Origin of the sequence: Streptomyces sp. NPDC008163, from assembly GCF_042956885.1 — a bacterium.
Lineage (GTDB): Bacteria > Actinomycetota > Actinomycetes > Streptomycetales > Streptomycetaceae > Streptomyces > Streptomyces drozdowiczii_A.
This window is the reverse complement of the sequence record NZ_JBIBHG010000011.1, coordinates 53,063-72,178: the sequence shown is the minus strand read 5'-3', so window position 1 is coordinate 72,178 and position 19,116 is coordinate 53,063. Positions and strand designations below refer to the sequence as shown.

The window sequence follows — 19,116 nt, the reverse complement described above, 5'->3', positions numbered from 1 at the left end:
CAAGCCATCTTTTGCGCTCGCGATCTCGGGGGAACTCTCCGGTACGGTGTCGAACGCTCCGTACCCGGCAGGTCACGGAGCACCTCGCCACCGTCGTACGGTCTCCGACGCGGAGCAGCGTGTCCGTGCCGTACCGCCCGTCCTCGACGCCACACAGCCGCGACACGACTGGGGAGTTTGATGTTCGACAAGGTATTGGTCGCCAACCGCGGGGAGATCGCGATCCGCGCGTTCCGCGCGGCCTTCGAGCTGGGCATCTCCACGGTGGCGGTGTATCCGCACGAGGACCGCAACTCGCTGCACCGGGCCAAGGCGGACGAGGCGTACCGGATCGGTGAGCCGGGGCATCCGGTGCGGGCGTATCTGTCGGTGGACGAGGTGGTGAAGGCCGCCCGCAAGGCGGGGGCGGACGCGATCTACCCCGGTTACGGCTTCCTGTCGGAGAACCCTGACCTGGCGGCGGCGTGCGCGGAGGCCGGCATCACCTTCGTCGGGCCCCCGGCTTCGGTGCTGAACCTGACGGGCAACAAGTCGCGTGCGGTGGCGGCGGCCCGCGAGGCCGGTGTGCCGGTACTGAAGTCGTCCGAGCCGTCCGAGGACGTGGACGCGCTGGTCGCGGCCTCGGAGGAGATCGGCTTCCCGGTCTTCGTGAAGGCGGTGGCCGGGGGCGGCGGGCGCGGCATGCGGCGGGTGGCGGAGGCCGGTGAGCTGCGCGAGGCGATCGACGCGGCGATGCGCGAGGCGCGGTCCGCGTTCGGTGACGCGACGGTGTTCCTGGAGCAGGCGGTGATCAACCCCCGCCATATCGAGGTGCAGATCCTGGCCGACGCCGAGGGCAACGTGGTGCACCTCTACGAGCGGGACTGCTCGCTCCAGCGCCGCCACCAGAAGGTGGTCGAGATCGCGCCGGCCCCGAATCTGGATCCGGAGCTGCGGGCGCGGATCTGCGCCGACGCGGTCGCCTTCGCCCGGCACATCGGATACGTGAACGCGGGCACCGTCGAATTCCTGGTGGACGAGCGCGGCAACCACGTCTTCATCGAGATGAACCCGCGCATCCAGGTCGAGCACACCGTGACGGAGCAGGTCACCGGGCGCGACCTGGTGATCGCGCAGCTGCGCATCGCGGCGGGCATGACGCTGTCCGAACTGCGCCTGTCCCAGGAGACCATCACCCTCAACGGCACCGCGATGCAGTGCCGCATCACGACGGAGGACCCGGTCAACGGCTTCCGTCCGGACACCGGCACCATCTCCGCGTACCGCTCCCCCGGTGGTCCGGGTGTGCGTCTCGACGGCGGGACCGTGCACACGGGTGCGGAGGTGTCGGCGCACTTCGACTCGATGCTGGTCAAGCTCACGTGTCACGGCCACGACTTCGCCAACGCGGCCCGCCGGGCGCGCCGGGCGATCGCCGAGTTCCGCATCCGCGGGGTGGCGACCAATCTGCCGTTCCTGGGCGCGGTCCTCGACCACCCGGAGTTCCGGGCGGGGCGCATCACGACCTCGTTCATCGACGAGCACCCGGAGCTGATCCGGGCCCGGCCGTCGGCCGACCGGGGCAGCCGGATGCTCAGCTATCTGGCGGAGACCACCGTCAACCGCCCGTACGGGCCCCGCCCTTCGGTCATCGACCCGGCGGACAAGCTGCCCGCACTGCCCCTGGGCACGCCGCCGCCCGGTTCGCGGCAGCGGCTGGCCGAGCTGGGTCCGGAGCGGTTCGCCGCCGAGCTGCGGGCGCAGTCGGCGGTCGCGGTCACCGACACCACGTTCCGCGACGCCCATCAGTCGCTGCTGGCGACCCGGGTGCGCACCCGGGACCTGCTGGCGGTGGCGCCGCAGGTGGCGCACAGCGTCCCGCAGTTGCTGAGCCTGGAGTGCTGGGGCGGGGCCACCTACGACGTGGCGCTGCGGTTCCTCGCGGAGGACCCGTGGGAGCGGCTGGTCAAGCTGCGTGAGGCGGTGCCCAACATCTGTACGCAGATGCTGCTGCGCGGCCGCAACACGGTGGGCTACACGCCGTATCCGACGGAGGTCACCGAGGCGTTCGTCTCGGAGGCGGCCTCGGCCGGGATGGACATCTTCCGGATCTTCGACGCCCTCAACGACGTGTCGCAGATGCGTCCGGCGATCGACGCGGTACGCGCCACGGGGACCTCGCTCGCGGAGGTGGCGCTGTGCTACACCGCCGACCTGTCGGACCCGGGCGAGACCCTGTACACGCTGGACTACTATCTGCGGCTGGCCGAGCAGATCGTGGAGGCGGGTGCCCATGTGCTCGCCATCAAGGACATGGCGGGGCTGCTGCGTCCGCCGGCCGCGCGCACCCTGGTCACGGCGTTGCGCGAGCGGTTCGACCTGCCGGTGCACCTGCACACCCATGACACGGCGGGCGGCCAGCTGGGCACGCTGATCGCGGCGATCGACGCCGGGGTGGACGCGGTGGACGCGGCCGTCGCCTCGATGGCCGGGACGACCAGCCAGCCGCCGCTGTCGGCGCTGGTGGCGGCCACGGACCACACCGAGCGCGCGACGGGCCTCTCGCTCCAGGCGGTCGGCGATCTGGAGCCGTACTGGGAGGCGACCCGCAAGGTGTACGCCCCGTTCGAGTCGGGGCTCGCCTCGCCGACGGGCCGGATCTACCACCACGAGATCCCGGGCGGCCAGCTCTCCAACCTGCGGCAGCAGGCCATCGCCCTGGGCCTCGGCGACCGGTTCGAGCTGATCGAGGACTGCTATGCGGCGGCCGACCGGATGCTGGGCCGGCTGGTGAAGGTGACGCCGTCCTCGAAGGTGGTCGGTGACCTGGCGCTGCACCTGGTGGGCGCGGGCGTGGAGGCCGCGGACTTCGAATCGGACCCCGGGAAGTTCGACGTACCGGACTCGGTGATCGGGTTCCTGCGCGGTGAGCTGGGCGACCCGCCCGGCGGCTGGCCCGAGCCGTTCCGCACCCGGGCCCTCAAGGGCCGCCCGGACAGGGCGAAGACGCCGCATCTGTCGGACGAGGACCGCCGGGCGCTGCGCGAATCGCCGCGCGCGACGCTGAACCGGCTGCTGTTCCCGGGCCCGACGAAGGAGTTCACCGCGCACCGGGAGGCGTACGGCGACACCTCGGTGCTGCCGACGCCGGACTTCCTGTACGGGCTGGAGCCGGAGACGGAGCACCCGGTCGAGCTGGAGCCCGGGGTCACCCTGCTGTTCGAGCTGGAGGCCATCTCCGAGGCGGACGAGCGCGGCTTCCGCAGCGTACTGGCCACGCTCAACGGGCAGTTGCGGCCGGTCTCGGTGCGGGACAGGTCGGTGGCGACCGAGGTGAAGGCGGCGGAGAAGGCCGACCGGACCGATGCGGGGCAGGTCGCGGCGCCGTTCGCCGGGGTGGTGACGCTCCAGGTGGAGGAGGGCGCGTCGGTGTCGGCCGGGCAGACGGTCGCCACGATCGAGGCGATGAAGATGGAGGCGTCGATCACCGCCCAGTCCGCCGGTGCGGTGCGCCGCCTGGCGATCGGCCGGGTCCAGCAGGTGGAGGCGGGCGACCTGCTCATCGAGATCGGCTGACCCCGCGCGGGGCCGCCCGCCGGCGGAGGGGAACTTCTCCCGCCGGCGGGCCTCTTCTTGTCCAAAACCGAGCCAATTAAGGTTAGGCTAAGCTAAATGGAAGAGGATTCGGGACCGGTCGTCGTCATCAAGTTCGGCGGCAACGCCATGGTCGACGCACAGCTGCAACAGGCCTTCGCCGAGGACGTCGTGGAGGTGCGGCACGCGGGCCTGCGCCCGGTCGTCGTGCACGGCGGCGGCCCTCAGATCAGCGCCATGCTCGACCGCCTCGGCCTGGAGAGCCACTTCGAGGCGGGCCTGCGGGTGACCACCGCGGAGACCATGGAGGTCGTCCGCATGGTGCTGTCCGGCCGGGTCCAGCGCGAACTCGTGGGTCACATCAACAGCCACGGTCCGTACGCCGTGGGCCTGACCGGCGAGGACGCGCACACGATGACCGCCGTGCGGCGGCCCGCCTGGGTGGACGGCGCGCCGGTGGACATCGGCCAGGTCGGGGACGTCGTGGAGGTGAACCCGGGCATGGTGCGGGCGCTCCTGACGCAGGGTCACATACCGGTGGTCTCGCCGGTGGCCCGGGGTGCGGACGGTCAGGTCTACAACGTCAACGCGGATCTCGCCGCCTCCGCCCTGGCCGTGGCGCTCGGCGCGGAGCGGCTGGTGGTCCTGACGGATGTGGCGGGGCTGTACGCGGACTGGCCGGCCGGCACCGAGGTGATCGGTCGCCTGACGGCGGACGCCCTGGACGGGCTGCTGCCGGGCCTGGCGAGCGGAATGCTGCCGAAGATGGAGGGCTGCCTGCGGGCGGTACGGGGCGGGGTCGGCCGGGCGGACGTGCTGGACGGCCGGGTGCCGCACGCGGTGCTGCGAAGCGTCCTCGGCGGGGACGGTGCGGGAACCACGGTGGTGCCGGACGAGGACCACGCGGTGAGCCCGGTCTGACACGGGGGAGGGCGCCGGGCCGGGCTCACGTGCGGCCCGGCGCCCGGTTCAGAGGGTGCGGGAGAGGATCAGCGCGTTGCGCCGGGGGTCCAGGGATTCGGCCCAGACAGGCGGTGCCTGACGCACCGTCACGGGCACGAAGCCGTACCGGCGGAACAGCCGGCCGTCCCCGGTGGTCGCGGTGAAGAGGGCGCCGAGCGCCTGGGCGCGCCCCAGGGCCAGGGCGGTCCGCAGGAGGGCGCCGCCGACTCCGCACCCCTGCCGGTGGCCCGCCACGCAGAAGTTGTACAGGACACCCGCGCGGCCCCTCTCCCCCTCGTGCACCCGCAGGCCCGCACAGCCCTCGATCCCGCCGTCGGAGCCGACGGCCACGAGGAATTCGGCGGCGCGTGCCGCGTAGAGGGAGTCGGGGCGTTCGCGCAGGGCGCCCGAGCGGGCGAACGGCCGGGACAGCTCGGCGAGCGCGGCGGCGTCGCCGGATCCCGCGGTCCGGACGCGCGGCGCCCGCCCGGGCGACGGGGACAGGGATACGGGGCGCGGCGCGGCCGTGGTCACGGGCGTCAGGCGTCCATCGACGCGGCGAGCGAACGGGGCCTCAGATCCGTCCAGTTGGCCTCGACGTACTCCAGGCACGCCTCGCGCGTGTTCTCTTCGAAGGCGACCGTCCACCCGCCGGGAACCTCGGCGAACGACGGCCACAGGGAGTGCTGGCCCTCGTCGTTCACCAGGACCAGGAAGCGGCCTTCGGGGTCGTCGAACGGGTTGGTGCTCATGCGGGCAGTGCCTCCTCGTCAAGGACAACAAGCTTAGGTTAGGCTCGCCTAACAATCTGTGAGCTTAGCCTTTTCCTTTCCTTCTGCACAAGGAGACCTCTGATGCCCTCCGGTGATCGCACGGGTCAGCTCCTGGCCGCCACCGGCAGCCCCTTCGCCGCATGCGGGCTGCCCGGTGAACCCGGCACCGAGGCGTTCTGGGCGGCGGCCCGGACGCCGGTGTCCCGGCCCGGTGGGGGTGGCGGCTGGACGACTCTCTTCCTCTGGCGCGGCGGCCCGGCCGACCTGGCCTTCGAGAGCTGGAAGCGGGAACCGCTGCCGCTGCGCCGGTGGGGCGCCACGGACTGCTGGTACGCGGAGGTGGACATGCCCGAGCGGCTGCGGGTGACCTACCGCTTCCTCACGGACGAGGGGGCGCACGCCGACCCGTTCAACCCGTCCGCCGCCGGGGGCGACCGCTCGATCGCGGCCACCCCGGACACTCCGGCGCAGCCGTACTGGCCCCTCGTCGGGGCCGACGACGTCCTGCCGGTGCCCCGCACCCGGCTGCGCTGGGCCTCCGCGCGGCTCGGCGGGCGCCGCACGGTGCGCGTGCACCCGGTGGCCGGTGGCGGGCCCGTGGTGCTGCTGCTCGACGGGGACGACTGGCTGTATCTGCACCCGGCCATGACCGCGTTCGAGGCGGCCGTGGCGGACGGGGCGCTGCCGCCGGTCACGCTGGTCTTCCTGCCGGCCAAGGACCGGCTGGGCGAGTTCGCCTGCCGGCCGGAGCTGTGGGAGGCGGTCCGCGACGAACTGCTGCCCCTGGTGGCGGAGTCCGGTGTGCCCGCCGACGTGGGCACGCTGGTGGTCGCCGGGCAGAGCCTCGGCGGGCTCAGCGCGCTGTACGCCGCGTTGGAGTTCCCGGATCTGGTGTCGCGGGTCGCGTGTCAGTCGGGGTCGTTCTGGTGGGCCCCCGACCGCACGGGCCGTACGGACCCGCTGGACGGCCCGGTCGGCGGCGCCCTCGCCGGCCGGCTGCGGGAGCGCCCCGACCTGTCGGGCCTGCGGATCGCGTTCGACCTGGGGGAACACGAGACGCGGATGCTCCCCCACTGCACGGCGGTGGAGGCCCTGACCGAGCGGGCCGGGGCTGCTGTACGCGTGTCGCGGTCCCCCTCGGATCACGACCGCGCGGGCTGGCGGCACGCGCTGCTGAGGGACGTCGCCTGGGTGCTCGGCTGAGTCACCGCCGCGTCACCGCGCCACGGCCAGGCAGTACGCCTCATCCCGGGAGAGCAGGTTGCGGTGGGTGTCCTGCGCCGTGATGAGGCCGTCGTCCAGGACGAGGACCCGGTCGGCGGCGTCCAGGACGGCCGGGCTGCTGGTGACGACCACGGTGGTCCGGCCCCGGCGCAGCTTCGCGATGTTGCGGGCGATGAGCTGTTCGGTGACCGCGTCGACGGCCGTGGTCGGGTTGTGCAGCACCAGGATCTCCGCGTCGGCGGCCAGGGCGCGCGCCAGGGAGAGCCGCTGGCGCTGGCCCCCGGAGAGGTTCGCGCCCCGGTCGCGGATGGGGTAGTCGAGGCCCTCGCGGTGGAGGGCGACCACGTCGGTCAGCAGGGACGCCTCGACGGCCTCGGCGAACATGGCGCTGGTACCCGAGGGGTCGATGTTCGTACGGAGGGTGCCCGCGAAGATCTCCCCGTCGTACGGGTTCACCAGCAGGTGTTCCCGGACCGCCTCGGCCGACAGGTCCGCGAGGTCGCGCCCGCCGGCCCGTACCACTCCCCCGTACGCCTCCGGAGGCACCGCGAGGGCGAGGACCGCCGCGAAGTCCGCAGCGGCGCGCGGCTGGTAGGCGGCGACGGCCACGAACTCCCCGTCCGCCACTTCGAACGTGAGCCCGCGCAGCGTCCCGTGCCGCAGGCCGTCGATCTCCAGCGTTCCGCCCGCCGTCGGGCTCCCCGTCCCCGGCGTGGTGACCGGGGGCGCGGAGAGCACGAGGGCCATGCGCTCGGCCGAAGCGCGCGCCATCATCACGTACTTGGGCATCTCCGAGAACAGCTTCAGCGGTTCCATGATGAACTGCGCGAGGCCCACCGCCATGACGAGTTCCCCGATGTTGATGTGCCCGGCGAAGGCCAGGTATCCGGCCGTGAGCGTGACGGCGGTGGCGAGGGCCGCGTTGAGGGCCAGGGCCGTGCCCGCGTACACCCCGTTGACCCGGGCGACGGTGATCGACTGCTCCTTGGCCTCGGTGCTGACCCGGAGGTAGGAACCGAAGGCAGCGTGGTTGCCGCCGAAGCCGTGCAGCGGGCGCAGGCCGGTGATCAGGTCCGCGACCTTGGCGCCGGCGCGCGCGACCCGGGCCTGCTGCTCCTGCGTACTGGCGCCGATCCGCCGGGACATCACGCTCAGCACGGACAGGATCGCCACGGTGCCCACGATCACCAGCAGCCCGAGCCGTAGGTCGGCGAGCCCGAGCGCGACGGCCGCGACCAGGACCGCCACCATCGAGCTGATCAGCAGCGGCACCACCTCGATGATGTCGGCGGTCTGGTCGGCGTCCTCGGTGGCGATGGTCAGCACCTCGCCGGACTTCAGGTCCACGTCCCGGGCCACCGGCTGGAGTCCGCAGGCCGCGACCCGCACCCGCCACCGGTGCGCCTCGGTGGTGTTCGCCTTCTGCAGGATGCGCATCCCGAACCGCCAGGACAGCGAGACGGTCGTGATGATCACGGCCAGCGCGCCGATCGACAGGCCGAGCGCGCCGGCGCTGCGGTGCTGCAGGGTGTGTTCGACGATCAGTCCGAGCGCGATCGGGAACGCGGTCTCCCCGGCCTGGTAGAGGCCCATGAGGACGGTGCCCCAGGCCATGGCGCCGATGTTGCGCCGCAGGGCGGTGCGCAGGATGGCGGCGCCGCGGCGGGGCCGGGGGGTGTCAGGAGTGGTCATCGATGTGGCCGGCAATCGCTTCGGGGGTTCGCAGGGTGAACAGGTCGCGGATGGTGATCACTGGACCGTACTCCCGCCGGAGCAGCCCGGTCAGCCGGACCGCCAGCATGGAGTGTCCGCCGAGGGAGACGAAGTCGCTGACCGCGCTCACCTCGTCGTCGTCCAGGTCGAGCGCTTCGGCGAAGAACTCGCACACCGTGATCTCGGTGTCGGTCTCCGGTGCGCGCTCCCCCGCCCCGGCCAGGACGCCGAGGGGCTTGGGCTCGGGCAGGGCCTTGGTGTCGGCCTTGCCGTTCACCGTGAGCGGGATGCTGTCCACCTCGGCGTAGTGGGACGGGCGCAGGAAGTCCGGGAGCGCGGCGCCCACTTCGGCGGCGACGGTGGCCGGATCGGCGCCGTCGAGCACGAGGTAGGCGGCGAGCCGGTACGCCCCGTCGACCTGGGGATCGGGCTGGGCGACGGCCGCGGCGAACCGGACCGCCGGGTGCGCGGCGAACGCGGCCTCCACCTCGCCGAGTTCGACGCGGTGGCCCCGGATCTTGACCTGCTGGTCGGTGCGGCCGAGGTAGGCGAGGTTTCCGTCGGGCCGCCGGACGACCAGGTCGCCGGTGCGGTACATGCGCTCGCCGGGCGCGCCGAACGGGCAGGCGACGAAGCGGTGGGCGGTCTGGGCGGGCTGCCCGAGGTAGCCGCGCGCGATGCCGATGCCGGCCACGTACAGCTCACCGGGAACCCCGTCGGGCAGCGGTCGCAGCCAGGGGTCGAGGACGTACACCTCGGTGTTGTCGATGGCCACACCGACCACCGGGGCCTGGCACTCGAAGGTGCCGACGCCCAGGGTGTTGATGGTGTATTCGGTGGGCCCGTAGAGGTTGTAGCCGACCGTGCCCTCCGTGTCCGCGAGCCGCTGCCACAGGGCCGGGGTGACGGCCTCGCCGCCGAGCAGCACCAGGGCGGGCCGCCGCCCGGGGCTGTCGAGCAGCCCCTCGGCGACCAGTTGCTGCGCGTAGGTCGGGGTCACGTTGATGACGTCGATGCCGTGGTCGAGGCAGTACGCGACGAGCCGGGGCGCGTCGCGGCGCAGTTCCTCGTCGCAGATGTGCACCTCGTGCCCGTCGGCGAGCCAGAGCAGTTCCTCCCACGACATGTCGAAGGCGAACGACACCGTGTGCGCGATCCGGAAGGTGCGGTGGCCGTGCTCCGCCAGGACGGGTTCGAAGATCCGGCGCTGGTGGTTGACGAGCATGTTGGTGAGCCCGGCGTACTCGGTGACCACCCCCTTGGGCCGGCCGGTCGAGCCGGAGGTGTAGATCGTGTACGCGGGGTGCCGCAGCCGGTCCGGGTCGCCGGGCGCGAAGGTGGTGTACGGCGCGGCGACGGGCAACGGGCGGTCCAGCTGGATCAGTTCGCCGGTGAGGCGGGGTGCGACGGCGCTCACGGTGAGGATCACCTCGGGCCGGGCGTCCGCGACGATCGTCGCTATCCGCTCGTCGGGGTGGTCCAGTTCCAGCGGGACGTACGCGGCTCCGGTGCGCAGCACGGCGAACAGCGCCACGATCGAGTCGAGCGAGCGCGGTACGGCGATGCCCACCGCCTGCTCCGGTCCGATGCCGCGCCCGGCGAGCACTCCGGCCACCTCGCGGCTGCGGTCCCGGAGCTGCCCGAAGGTCATGGCGGCGCCGTCGGCGACGAGGGCGACGCGCTCGGGGTGGCGGTCGGCCGCCCGGTCGAAGCGGTCGACGACGGTCTCCGTGCCGACGTCCGTGCGTCCGGCCGGTTCGGGTGCCCGCTCCGGGCCGGGCAGGGCGCCGAGCGGGCCGGTGGCCCGGGCCAGGTCCCCGAGGAGCCGTACGTAGTCGTCGAGGAGACGGCGGGCGGCGGCGGGGTCGTCGTCGCGGTGCTCCAGCTTGACGGTGAGCCGGTCGCCGGGGGTGACGACCCAGGTGTACGGGTAGTGCGTCGAGTCGTCGGCGCGTACCGAGGTGATGCCGTGCCGGGCGTTGATCCCGGCGAGGGCGTCCAGGTCCAGGAAGTTCTGGAGGACGAAGAGGTTGTCGAACAGGGTGTCGTGGCCGCCGGCGCGCTGGATCTCGCCGAGTCCCAGGTGCTCGTGCTCCATCGCCTCGACCCGGGCCGCCTGGACGCTTGCCAGGTACTCCCCGGCCGTGTCACCGGGCCGGGCCCGGGTCCACATGGGCACGGTGTTGAGCAGGACGCCCACGATGTCGCCCAGGCCCTCGCCCTCGCGCCCGGAGACGGTCACGCCGAACACCGCGTCGCTGCGGCCGGTGTGCGCCCCGAGCAGCAGGCCGAACGCGCCGGTGAGCACGGTGTTGAGGGTGACCCCGTGCGCCTTGGCGGCCTCACGCAGCAGGTCGGAGAGTTCGGCGGACAGGGTGTGCAGGAGCGCCTGCGGCAGTTCGTCGGTGCGGGGCGGCCGGGGCCCGGCGAGCAGCGTCGGGCCGGTGAGGCCGCTCAGGTGTTCCGCCCAGAAGCGCTCCGCCACGGCGGGGTCCTTCGCGGCGAGCTCGCGGGCGTAGTCCTCGAAGCCGGGTGTACGGGGCGTGGCGTCGCTCAGGGGTCCGCCCGCGACGAGGGTCGCGTAGGCGTCGAAGAGGTCCCGCAGCAGGATCTCCCGGGACCAGCCGTCCCACAGCAGCAGGTGGTAGCTGAGCAGCAGCCCGTCGCGGCCGTCGGGCAGGCGGAGCACGGTGAGCCGGACCAGCGGTGGCTCGCCCGGGTCGAAGCCGGTGTCGCGGTCCCGGGCGCGCAGGGCGTCGGCCTCCGCCTCGGAGGCGACGCCGACCGTGCGGACGGGGACGCGGGTCCCGGGCCGCAGGATCTGGACCGGGTCGCCGTCGTCGTCGGTGGTGAAGCCGGCGCCGACGACCGGGTGCCGGGCGATGACGTGCGCCATCGCGTCGGCCAGGGCGTCGGTGTCGAGGCGCCGGTCGAAGGTGAAGTGGCTCTGGGCGACGTAGTGCCCGGTCGCGCCGGTCAGCTGGGCCTGGAAGTACAGGCCGCGCTGCAGCGGGGTGACCGGTGCGGTGCGCTCGGCGGTCGCGGCGGTGTCGGCGAGGCGTTCCAGGGCCGCCCGCCAGTGGCCGGTGAGCTCCTCGGGGACGCCTTCGGCGAGCACGAACCCGGCGTGCAGGCGGCCGGTGGCGGCGTCGGTCCAGGCGTTGACCTCGACGGCGTACGGGCTGTCGCCCTCGCCCCCGGTGATGCGCGGGACGTCGGACTCGCCGCCCCGGCCGAGGTAGTTGAACAGCACCTGCGGGCGGGCGGTCAGCAGGGGCGCGGTCTGCGGGTTGAGGTACCTGAGCCTGCCGTAGGCGGCGTGCCCGTCCTCGTCGGGCTGGCGCGCCGCGACTTCGCGGGCGGCGGCGACGGGGTCGGTGTGCGGGCCGAGCCGTACGGGCGCGATCGAGGTGAACCAGCCGACGGTACGCGTGTAGTCGTGGCCGTCCAGGGCGGGGACGCGGCCGTGGCGCTCCAGGTCGACCGCGAGATCGGTGGGCTCCGGCTGGACGCGGGTCAGGGCGGTGCGCAGGGCGCCGCAGAGCAGTTCGGTGAGGCCGATGCCCAGGGCGGCGGGCGCGGTACGCGTCACCCGGTCGCTGGCCTCGGGGCCGAGGACCACGGTCGTCTCGCGCAGCTCGCCGGCGTCGGGCAGCGTGGCGGGGGCGTCGAGCACCGTGATCCAGTCGCCCAGGTCCTCGGTGGTGTGCGCGGCCCGGGCGGTGAGCGCGTCGGCGTACTCGGCGTAGGACGTGGTCGCGGGCGGCAGGGGGGCGCCGCGCAGGACGGTCGCCAGGTCGTCCAGGACGATCAGCCAGGACACCGTGTCGACGGCGAGGTGGTGCGCGGTGACGACGAGGGTCCGGGTGGCGGCCAGCCAGGTGAACGCGACGACGTCGCCGGTCTCCGGGTTCAGGCGTGCGGCGGCCGCGGCGGCGGCGAGCGCGGGGTCGCCGAAGTCCGCGTGGACGACGGTGGCCTCGCGGGCGGGCTCGATGCGCGGGGTCCAGACGCCGTGCGTGGTGTCCAGGCTCATCCGCAGAGCCGGGTGGGCGGCCACGACGGCGTGCGCGGCGCGTTCGATGTCGGCGGGCGTGATCCCCTCGGCCACGACCATGGTCCGGGCCTGGGCGAACCCGTCGAGGCTGCCGCCGAGTTCGCGTCGGCGCAGCATGACCGGCGTCGGCGCGAAGGGCCCGTCGTCGCGTCGGCTGGGCTCGGGCGCGGCGGCCTGCGGGGCGCGCGAGCGCAGTTCCCCGGCGAGGGCGCGCGGCGTCTTGCGGAGGAAGACGTCCCGGGGCGCGATGGCCAGACCGAGCGCCCTGGCCCGGTTGATGACGGTGATCGCGAGGATGCTGTCGCCGCCCGCCATGAAGAAGTCGGTGTCCTCGTCGACGGCGGTGCCGGGCAGTACCTCCGCGAAGATCGAGGTCAGCGCGGCGAGCGGCGAGCCGTCCTCGGGTGCGGGGACGGTCTCCGGCTGCGTGGCGGCCCGGACCGTCAGGGCCTTGCGGTCGAGCTTGCCGTTGACCGTGAGCGGCAGCGCGTCGACCGTGAGGACCCGGCCGGGCACCATGTGCACGGGCAGCTTCGCGGCCAGCCGTGCGGCGAGGTCACCGGGTGCCCGGCCCACGACGTGTGCGACGAGCTGGTCGCCCTCGGCGGACGGGGTGACGGCCACGTCGACGACTCCGTCCAGCTCCCGGACCGCCGCCTCGACCTCGCCGAGCTCGATCCGGAAGCCCTTGAGCTGGACCTGGTCGTCGGCGCGTCCGGCGAACTCCAGCTCGCCGTCGAGGGTGCGGCGGGCCAGGTCGCCGGTGTGGTACATCCGGGAGCCGTCGTCCGCGAAGGGGTCGGCGAGGAACCGCCCGGCGGTGAGGCCGGGGCGGCCCAGGTAGCCGAGCGACACCTGGTCGCCGGCCACGTAGATGGCGCCCACCGTGCCCGGCGGGACCGGGCGGAGCCGGTCGTCGAGCAGATAGGTGGTGAGGCCGGGGACGGGGCCGCCGATCGGGCTGACGTCGGCACCGAGGTCGTCGTCGGTGAGGACCCGGTGGGTGACGTGGACGGTGGTCTCGGTGATGCCGTACATGTTGACCAGCTCGGGCGAGCCGGTGCCGTACCGCTCCGCCCAGCCGCGCAGCCGTGCGGGGTCCAGCGCCTCGCCGCCGAAGATGATCCGGCGCAGTCCGGTGACCCGTTCCCCGGCGTGCCGGTCGGCCTCGATGAACTGGTAGAAGGCGGACGGGGTCTGGTTGAGCACGGTCACCCCGCGCTCGCGCACCAGCCGGTGGAAGTCGACCGGGGAGCGGGTCAGCGCGTAGTCCGGGACCAGCAGCTCCCCGCCGTGCGCCAGCGCGCCCCACAGCTCCCAGACGGCGAAGTCGAAGGAGTACGAGTGGAACTGCACCCACACGTCGTCGGGCCCGAAGTCCATGTCGGCGCGGGTGTTCGCGAGCAGCGCGACCACGCTGAGGTGCGGGACGACGACGCCCTTGGGGCGGCCGGTCGATCCCGAGGTGTAGATGACGTAAGCGGGGTCGTGCGGGGCGGGACCCGCCGGGGTCGCGGGTGCCTCGCCGGTCGCGGCCGGTTCCTCGCCGAGGACGAGCACCCGGGCCGGGACGCCCGCCCGCTCCAGGAGCCGGGTGAAGCGCTCGCGCTCCTCGGGGCCGACCAGGACGGCCTGCGGGGCGGCGTCGCCGAGGATGTACTCCAGTCGCTCGTCGGGGTACGCCTGGTCCAGCGGTACGTAGGCGCCGCCGGCCGAGACGATGGCGATCAGCGCGGTGACCTGCTCCAGCGAGCGCGGTACGGCGACGGCGACACGCAGCCCGGGCCGGACCCCGGCGGCGCGCAGGGTCGCCGCCAACCGGTCCTTGGCGGCTGCGAGTTCGCCGTAGGTCAGCGCGTCGGTGGTGCCGTCGAGCCCGCACCGGGTGACGGCGGTGGCGGCCGGGTCGCGCCGGGCGGCGGCGTCGAACAGGGCGTCCAGCGTGGTGGGGGCGAGGGCCGCAGGGCGCGCGGTGTCCTCGGCCGGCAGCTCCCGGACCGGGGTGGAGGGCCGGGTGAGGAGCCCGGTGAGGGTGCGGGTGAAGGCGTCCAGGATGCGCCGGGCCGCCGGTTCCCGCAGGAGGGCGCCGTCGTAGATCAGGTTGAAGCGGGGGCGGCCGTCGGGGGCGCGCTCCACCACCAGGGTCAGCGGGTAGTGCGGGGCGCCCTCGTTCACGAGGGCGGAGACGACCAGCTCGTCGTCGGGGCCGCGCAGGGCGGCCACATCGGTGGCGACGTCGAACACCACCAGGGTGTCGAACCGGGCGTCGGTGCCGGCGAGCCGGCCGATCCGTGCCAGGGAGACGTGCTGGTGCGCCAGGACCGCGCTCTGGTGGTCGCGTACGGAGGCGAGCAGGTCCCCCGCGGTGGTGGAGGCGTCCCAACGGGCTCGTACCGGAATGGTGTTGATGAGGAGGCCCACCATGTCCGCGATGCCGGGCACATCGGCGTCCCGCCCCGAGACGGTGGAGCCGAACACCACGTCCTCGCGGTGCAGCAGGCCGCCCAGCGTCACCGCCCAGGCGCTGTGCACGGCCACGCTCAGCGGCACCCCGGCCTCACGGGCGGCCGTGTCGATGTCGTGGGCGGGCTCGACGGCCGTGTCGGCGAACGTGTCGGACGGGGTGTGCCCCTCGGCGACGAGGGAGGGGCCGGGCAGTCCGGCGAGCTGCTCGCCCCAGACCCGGTCGCTCTCCTCGTCGTCGCGCCCGGCGAGCAGGCGTACGTAGTCGGGGAAGCCGCCCGCCCGGTAGGCCGCGCCCGGCCGGTGGTACTCGGCCAGCAGCGCCCGGAGCATCGGTGGCACGGACCAGCCGTCCGCGACGATGTGGTGCACGGTCTGTACGAGCACGGTGCGGCCGGGGCCGCCCCGCACGAGGGTGTACCGCATGAGCGGCCCCGCGGCCAGGTCGAACCCGGCGCGGCGGTCGCGCTCGGCGAGGTCTCGGATCTCCCCGTCGGTGATGCCGGGCCGGTCCAGGACGGTGAACGGGGCCTCGGTGCCGCTCTCCAGGACGGAGACGACCCGGCCGTCGGCGAGGGCCGTGAAGCGTGCGGCCAGGTTCGGGTAGAGGGTGAGCAGCCGGGTGGCCGCCGTCGCGAGGCGTTCCGGGTCCACCTCGCCGTCCAGGGTGAGGAGTTGCTGTTCGACGTAGCTGCCCGCCGAGTCGTCGTCGTAGACGGAGTGGAAGTACAGGCCTTCCTGGAGCGGGGTCAGCGGCAGGATGTCGCGCAGGGCCGGTCCGTCGAGCGCGTCGACGTCGGCCTGGGTGAGCGGGACGGGCGCGAAGTCGCTGGGCGAGTGGCCGCCGCCGTCGAGCGCCGCCAGGCCGGTCAGGGCGTCCTGGAAGTATCCGCCGAGGGTGTCGATGTCCTCGTCGGTGAACATGCCCTCGGGCCAGGAGACGGTGGTGGCGAGGGAGTACGCGCCGCTGGCACCGGGTTCGGCGATGGCGTTGAACTCCAGGGCGCGCGGCAGCCGCATCCGCGGGTCGCGCTTCTCGCCCAGCTGCCCGGTGGTGCCGGCGAGCTGCCAGTCCCCGCCGGTGCCCGCGTCGAACCGGCCCAGGTAGTTGAACAGCACCTGCGGTGCGGGCGACGCGCCGGGCGTGCCGTGGAGGTGGCGCAGGACGCCGTACGAGAGGCCGTGGTGCGGTACGCGGGCGAGGTCCTCCTTCACCGCCTTGAGGGCGGCGGCGAGGTCGGCGGCCGGGCCGGGGTCCACGGTGACGGGGAAGAGGGTGGTGAACCAGCCCACGGTCCGGGACAGGTCGGGCTCGAATCCGGCGGTGTCCGCGACCGCCCGGCCCTCGCGGCCGTGTCCTTCGAGCTCGATGTGCGCGAAGGTCTGGTCCTGGCCGAGGTCGCGCCGCCACCGGGCGAGGGCGACGGAGAGCCCGGTGAGCAGGACGTCGTTGACGCCCGCGTGGAATTTGGCGGGAATCTCGCCGAGCAGGGCGGAGGTGGTGGCGGGGCCGAGGGTGAAGGTCCGTTCGCGCTCGCGGGCGACCGTGTCGTCCTCGGACAGGGGGCGGCGGCCCAGCGGTGCGTCCGGGCCGGGCAGGGGGCGCGCGACATGGTCGCGGTCGGCGTCGAAGGCGGTGCGGCCGAGGAGTTCGGCCCAGCGGCGGAACGAGGTTCCCTCGCGGGGCAGTTCGACGGGGGCGCCCGAGACGGACTGCTCCCAGGCGGTGGCCAGGTCCTCGGTCAGGACGCGCCAGGAGACGCCGTCGACGACCACGTGGTGGGCGACCAGGACCAGTTGGCGGGCCTCGCGGCGCCAGACGGCGCGCAGCATGACGCCGTTGTCCGGGTCGAGTCCGGCGGTGGCGCGGGCGACGCAGGCGTCGAGCGGTGCGCCGCTCTCCTCCCAGGCGGCGACGGCGCCGTCCGCGCCGGGGATGTCGAAGCTCCACCGCTCGCCCCGTACCAGCCGGGCGCGCAGCATGTCGTGGCGGCGGACGAGGGCGGTGAGGAGGTCGTCCAGCGCCGCGGCGGTCAGGCCGGCCGGGGTGTTCACCACCACGGACTGCACGAATCCGTCGATCGCGTCGGTGGTGTCGCCGAGCCACCGCACGATGGGCGTGCCCGCGACGGGGCCGGTCGGCTCGTCGTCGTCCCGTGCCGTGGCGGTGTCCTCGCGGCTCGCGACCGCCGCGAGTTCGCCGATGACGCTGTGGGTGAAGATCTGGCGGGCGGTGACGTGGAGGCCGGCCCTGCGCAGGGTGCTCAGCAGGGAGATCGCCAGGATGCTGTCGCCGCCGAGGCGGAAGAAGTCCTGGTCGGTGCCGACCTCGTCCAGCCGCAGCACCTCCGCGACCGCCGCGCACACGGTGCGCTCGTCGTCGGTGGCGGGCGCGGTGACCGGGCCGCCGGTGAGCACCGGCTCGGGCAGCGCGGCCCGGTCGGTCTTGCCGTTCGCGGTGAGCGGGAAGGCGTCCAGGACGACGGTGTGGGCGGGCACCATGTACTCCACCAGGTGCGCCTCGGCCCAGGCCCGGACATCCTCCGGGGTCAGCTCCTCGTGTCCGGCGGCGGGGATCACGTACGCCACCAGGTAGGTGCCGCCCGCCGTGTTCTTCCGGGCGACGACACAGGTGTGCCGTACGCGGGGGTGCTCGGCGAGACCCGCCTCCACGTCCTCGATCTCCAGCCGCATGCCGCGGATCTTGATCTGGTTGTCGGCGCGGCCGAGGAAGTCCAGCGAGCCGTCCGGCATGAACCGGGCGAGGTCGCCCGTGCGGTAGAGCCGGGAGCCGTCCCGCGCGAAGGGGTTGGCGACGAAGCGGGACGCGGTCAGCCCGGAGGCGTTGACATAGCCGCGGCCCAGCAGGAGCCCGCCCGCGTAGAGTTCGCCGCCGACGCCGACGGGGACCGGGCGCAGCTCGTCGTCCAGCACATAGAGCTGGGTGTTGGGGTTCGCCCTGCCGATGGAGGTGGACAGGCGCTCGGCCTCGCCCCGGTAGATGACGTGCGAGACGCCGATCGTCGTCTCGGCGGGGCCGTAGCCGTGGTAGAGCGGGATGCCGAGGCGGGCGCGGAACCGCTCGTACAGCTCGGGGGTCAGCAGCTCGCCGCCGCACCACACATGGCGCAGGCTGTCGAGCCGGCCGGAGTCGCCGGCCATCTCCAGGAGCACGTCGAGCATGGAGGAGACCAGGTACGTGAAGGTGACCCGGTGTTCGGCGATGACGTCCAGCAGGTGGTGCGGGTCGCGTTCGCCGCCCGGCCGGAGGACCACCAGCCGGGCGCCGGTGACCAGCGGCAGGAAGATCTCGTTGATGGAGATGTCGAAGGAGAGCGGGGCCTTGAACAGCGAGGCGTCGTCGTGGCCGAAGCCGAGGATCTCGCGGGACTGCCACAACAGGCGTTCGCTGATGGCTTTGTGGCGGATCATCGCGCCCTTGGGCCGGCCGGTCGAGCCGGAGGTGAAGATCACATAGGCGAGGGACTCCCCCGCGACGGCCACGACGGGCGGGTCGGCGGGGTGGGCGGCGAAGGCCCAGTCGTCCAGGTCGACGCCGACGGCATCCGGCTCTCCCGGCGTCCGCTCGCCCGAGGCGTTGAGCTGGAGCGCGATCCGGGCGTCCTCGGCGACGACGGCGCGCCGGGCGGCGGGCCACAGCGGGTCGAGCGGGACGAACGCGCACCCCGCCTGGAGGGCGCCGAGCAGGCCGATGACCATCTCGGCGGAGCGGCCGAGGGATATCCCGACGACCTGCTCGGCGGTGAGACCCCGCCCGACGAGGTCGTGCGCCAACTGGGCGCTCAGCTCAGCCGCCTGGCGGTACGTCAGTGAGCGGCGCTCGTCCACGACGGCGACGGCGTCCGGCCGCAGCCGCGCCTGCTCGCGGAACATCTCCACGATCGTGGGGCGGTCCCGGTCGGCGCCGGTGTCGTTCCAGCGGGCCAGCTCCTCGATCCGGGCGGCCGGACCCGAGGGGGCGATGGTGCCGAGCGGCCGGTCGGGGAAGTCGGCGAGGTCGTCCAGGGCGAGCTGCGCGTCGTCCCGGTCCACGCCCTCGGGAAGGGCGATGAGGCCGTCAGGGCCGGTCTCCCAGCCGGCCGGAGCCGTGCCGCCGCTGTCGGCCCAGGCGAGCACATCGGCGAAGAGGGTGGCGGGGGTCAGGTCGATCCCCTCCGGGCTGTGGCCGCCGGCCCAGTGGGCGAGGCCGATGGCGCACGCTTCGCCGAGGGTCCGGTCGTCGCGGTCGCCGGTCCGGCGGCGCAGTTCGGCCAGTCCCTGGGGAGAAAGCCGTACGTGGTGACCGCTCGGTTCCGACATCGAGGACTCCGCTTCTCTCCGAGACATTTAGGCGAGCCTAACCTAACTAAC

Annotated in this window: 7 protein-coding genes; 3 read left to right on the top strand and 4 right to left on the bottom strand. The window is 73.7% G+C overall.

The window, feature by feature from the left end:
• The first annotated feature begins 180 nt into the window (after nucleotides 1-180).
• Together ACFZAT_RS23735 and argB are read left to right on the top strand one after the other, a co-directional pair.
• The gene (locus ACFZAT_RS23735; RefSeq protein ID WP_391266751.1) at nucleotides 181-3,555 is read left to right on the top strand and encodes a pyruvate carboxylase; all 3,375 of its coding nucleotides are present in this window, start codon (nucleotides 181-183) and stop codon (nucleotides 3,553-3,555) included.
• A 96-nt stretch (nucleotides 3,556-3,651) separates the two neighbouring features.
• Complete coding sequence (argB, locus tag ACFZAT_RS23730; RefSeq protein ID WP_391266750.1) at nucleotides 3,652-4,494, top strand: acetylglutamate kinase; 843 nt, start codon at nucleotides 3,652-3,654, stop codon at nucleotides 4,492-4,494.
• 48 nt (nucleotides 4,495-4,542) lie between these two features.
• Here argB and ACFZAT_RS23725 read toward each other — a convergent pair whose 3' ends face one another.
• Both ACFZAT_RS23725 and ACFZAT_RS23720 read right to left on the bottom strand, forming a co-directional pair.
• Nucleotides 4,543-5,049, bottom strand: a complete 507-nt coding sequence (locus tag ACFZAT_RS23725) for a GNAT family N-acetyltransferase (RefSeq protein WP_391266747.1) — start codon at nucleotides 5,047-5,049, stop codon at nucleotides 4,543-4,545.
• A 5-nt stretch (nucleotides 5,050-5,054) separates the two neighbouring features.
• Entirely contained in the window at nucleotides 5,055-5,267 is a 213-nt protein-coding gene (locus ACFZAT_RS23720; RefSeq protein ID WP_018102801.1) for an MbtH family protein, read from the bottom strand.
• A 102-nt stretch (nucleotides 5,268-5,369) separates the two neighbouring features.
• Here ACFZAT_RS23720 and ACFZAT_RS23715 point away from each other — a divergent pair, with 102 nt between their 5' ends.
• A complete protein-coding gene (locus tag ACFZAT_RS23715; RefSeq protein WP_391266746.1) occupies nucleotides 5,370-6,491 on the top strand; it encodes an alpha/beta hydrolase-fold protein in 1,122 nt (373 codons plus the stop codon).
• Between the two features lie 12 nt (nucleotides 6,492-6,503).
• Here the strand turns inward: ACFZAT_RS23715 and ACFZAT_RS23710 are convergent, their stop codons facing one another.
• Together ACFZAT_RS23710 and ACFZAT_RS23705 are read right to left on the bottom strand one after the other, a co-directional pair.
• Entirely contained in the window at nucleotides 6,504-8,204 is a 1,701-nt protein-coding gene (locus ACFZAT_RS23710) for an ABC transporter transmembrane domain-containing protein (RefSeq protein ID WP_391266745.1), read from the bottom strand.
• Nucleotides 8,191-19,065, bottom strand: coding sequence for an amino acid adenylation domain-containing protein (locus ACFZAT_RS23705; protein WP_391267250.1), 10,875 nt, complete (start codon nucleotides 19,063-19,065; stop codon nucleotides 8,191-8,193). The genes ACFZAT_RS23710 and ACFZAT_RS23705 overlap by 14 nt, the downstream gene beginning before the upstream one ends.
• Between the last annotated feature and the right edge of the window lie 51 nt (nucleotides 19,066-19,116).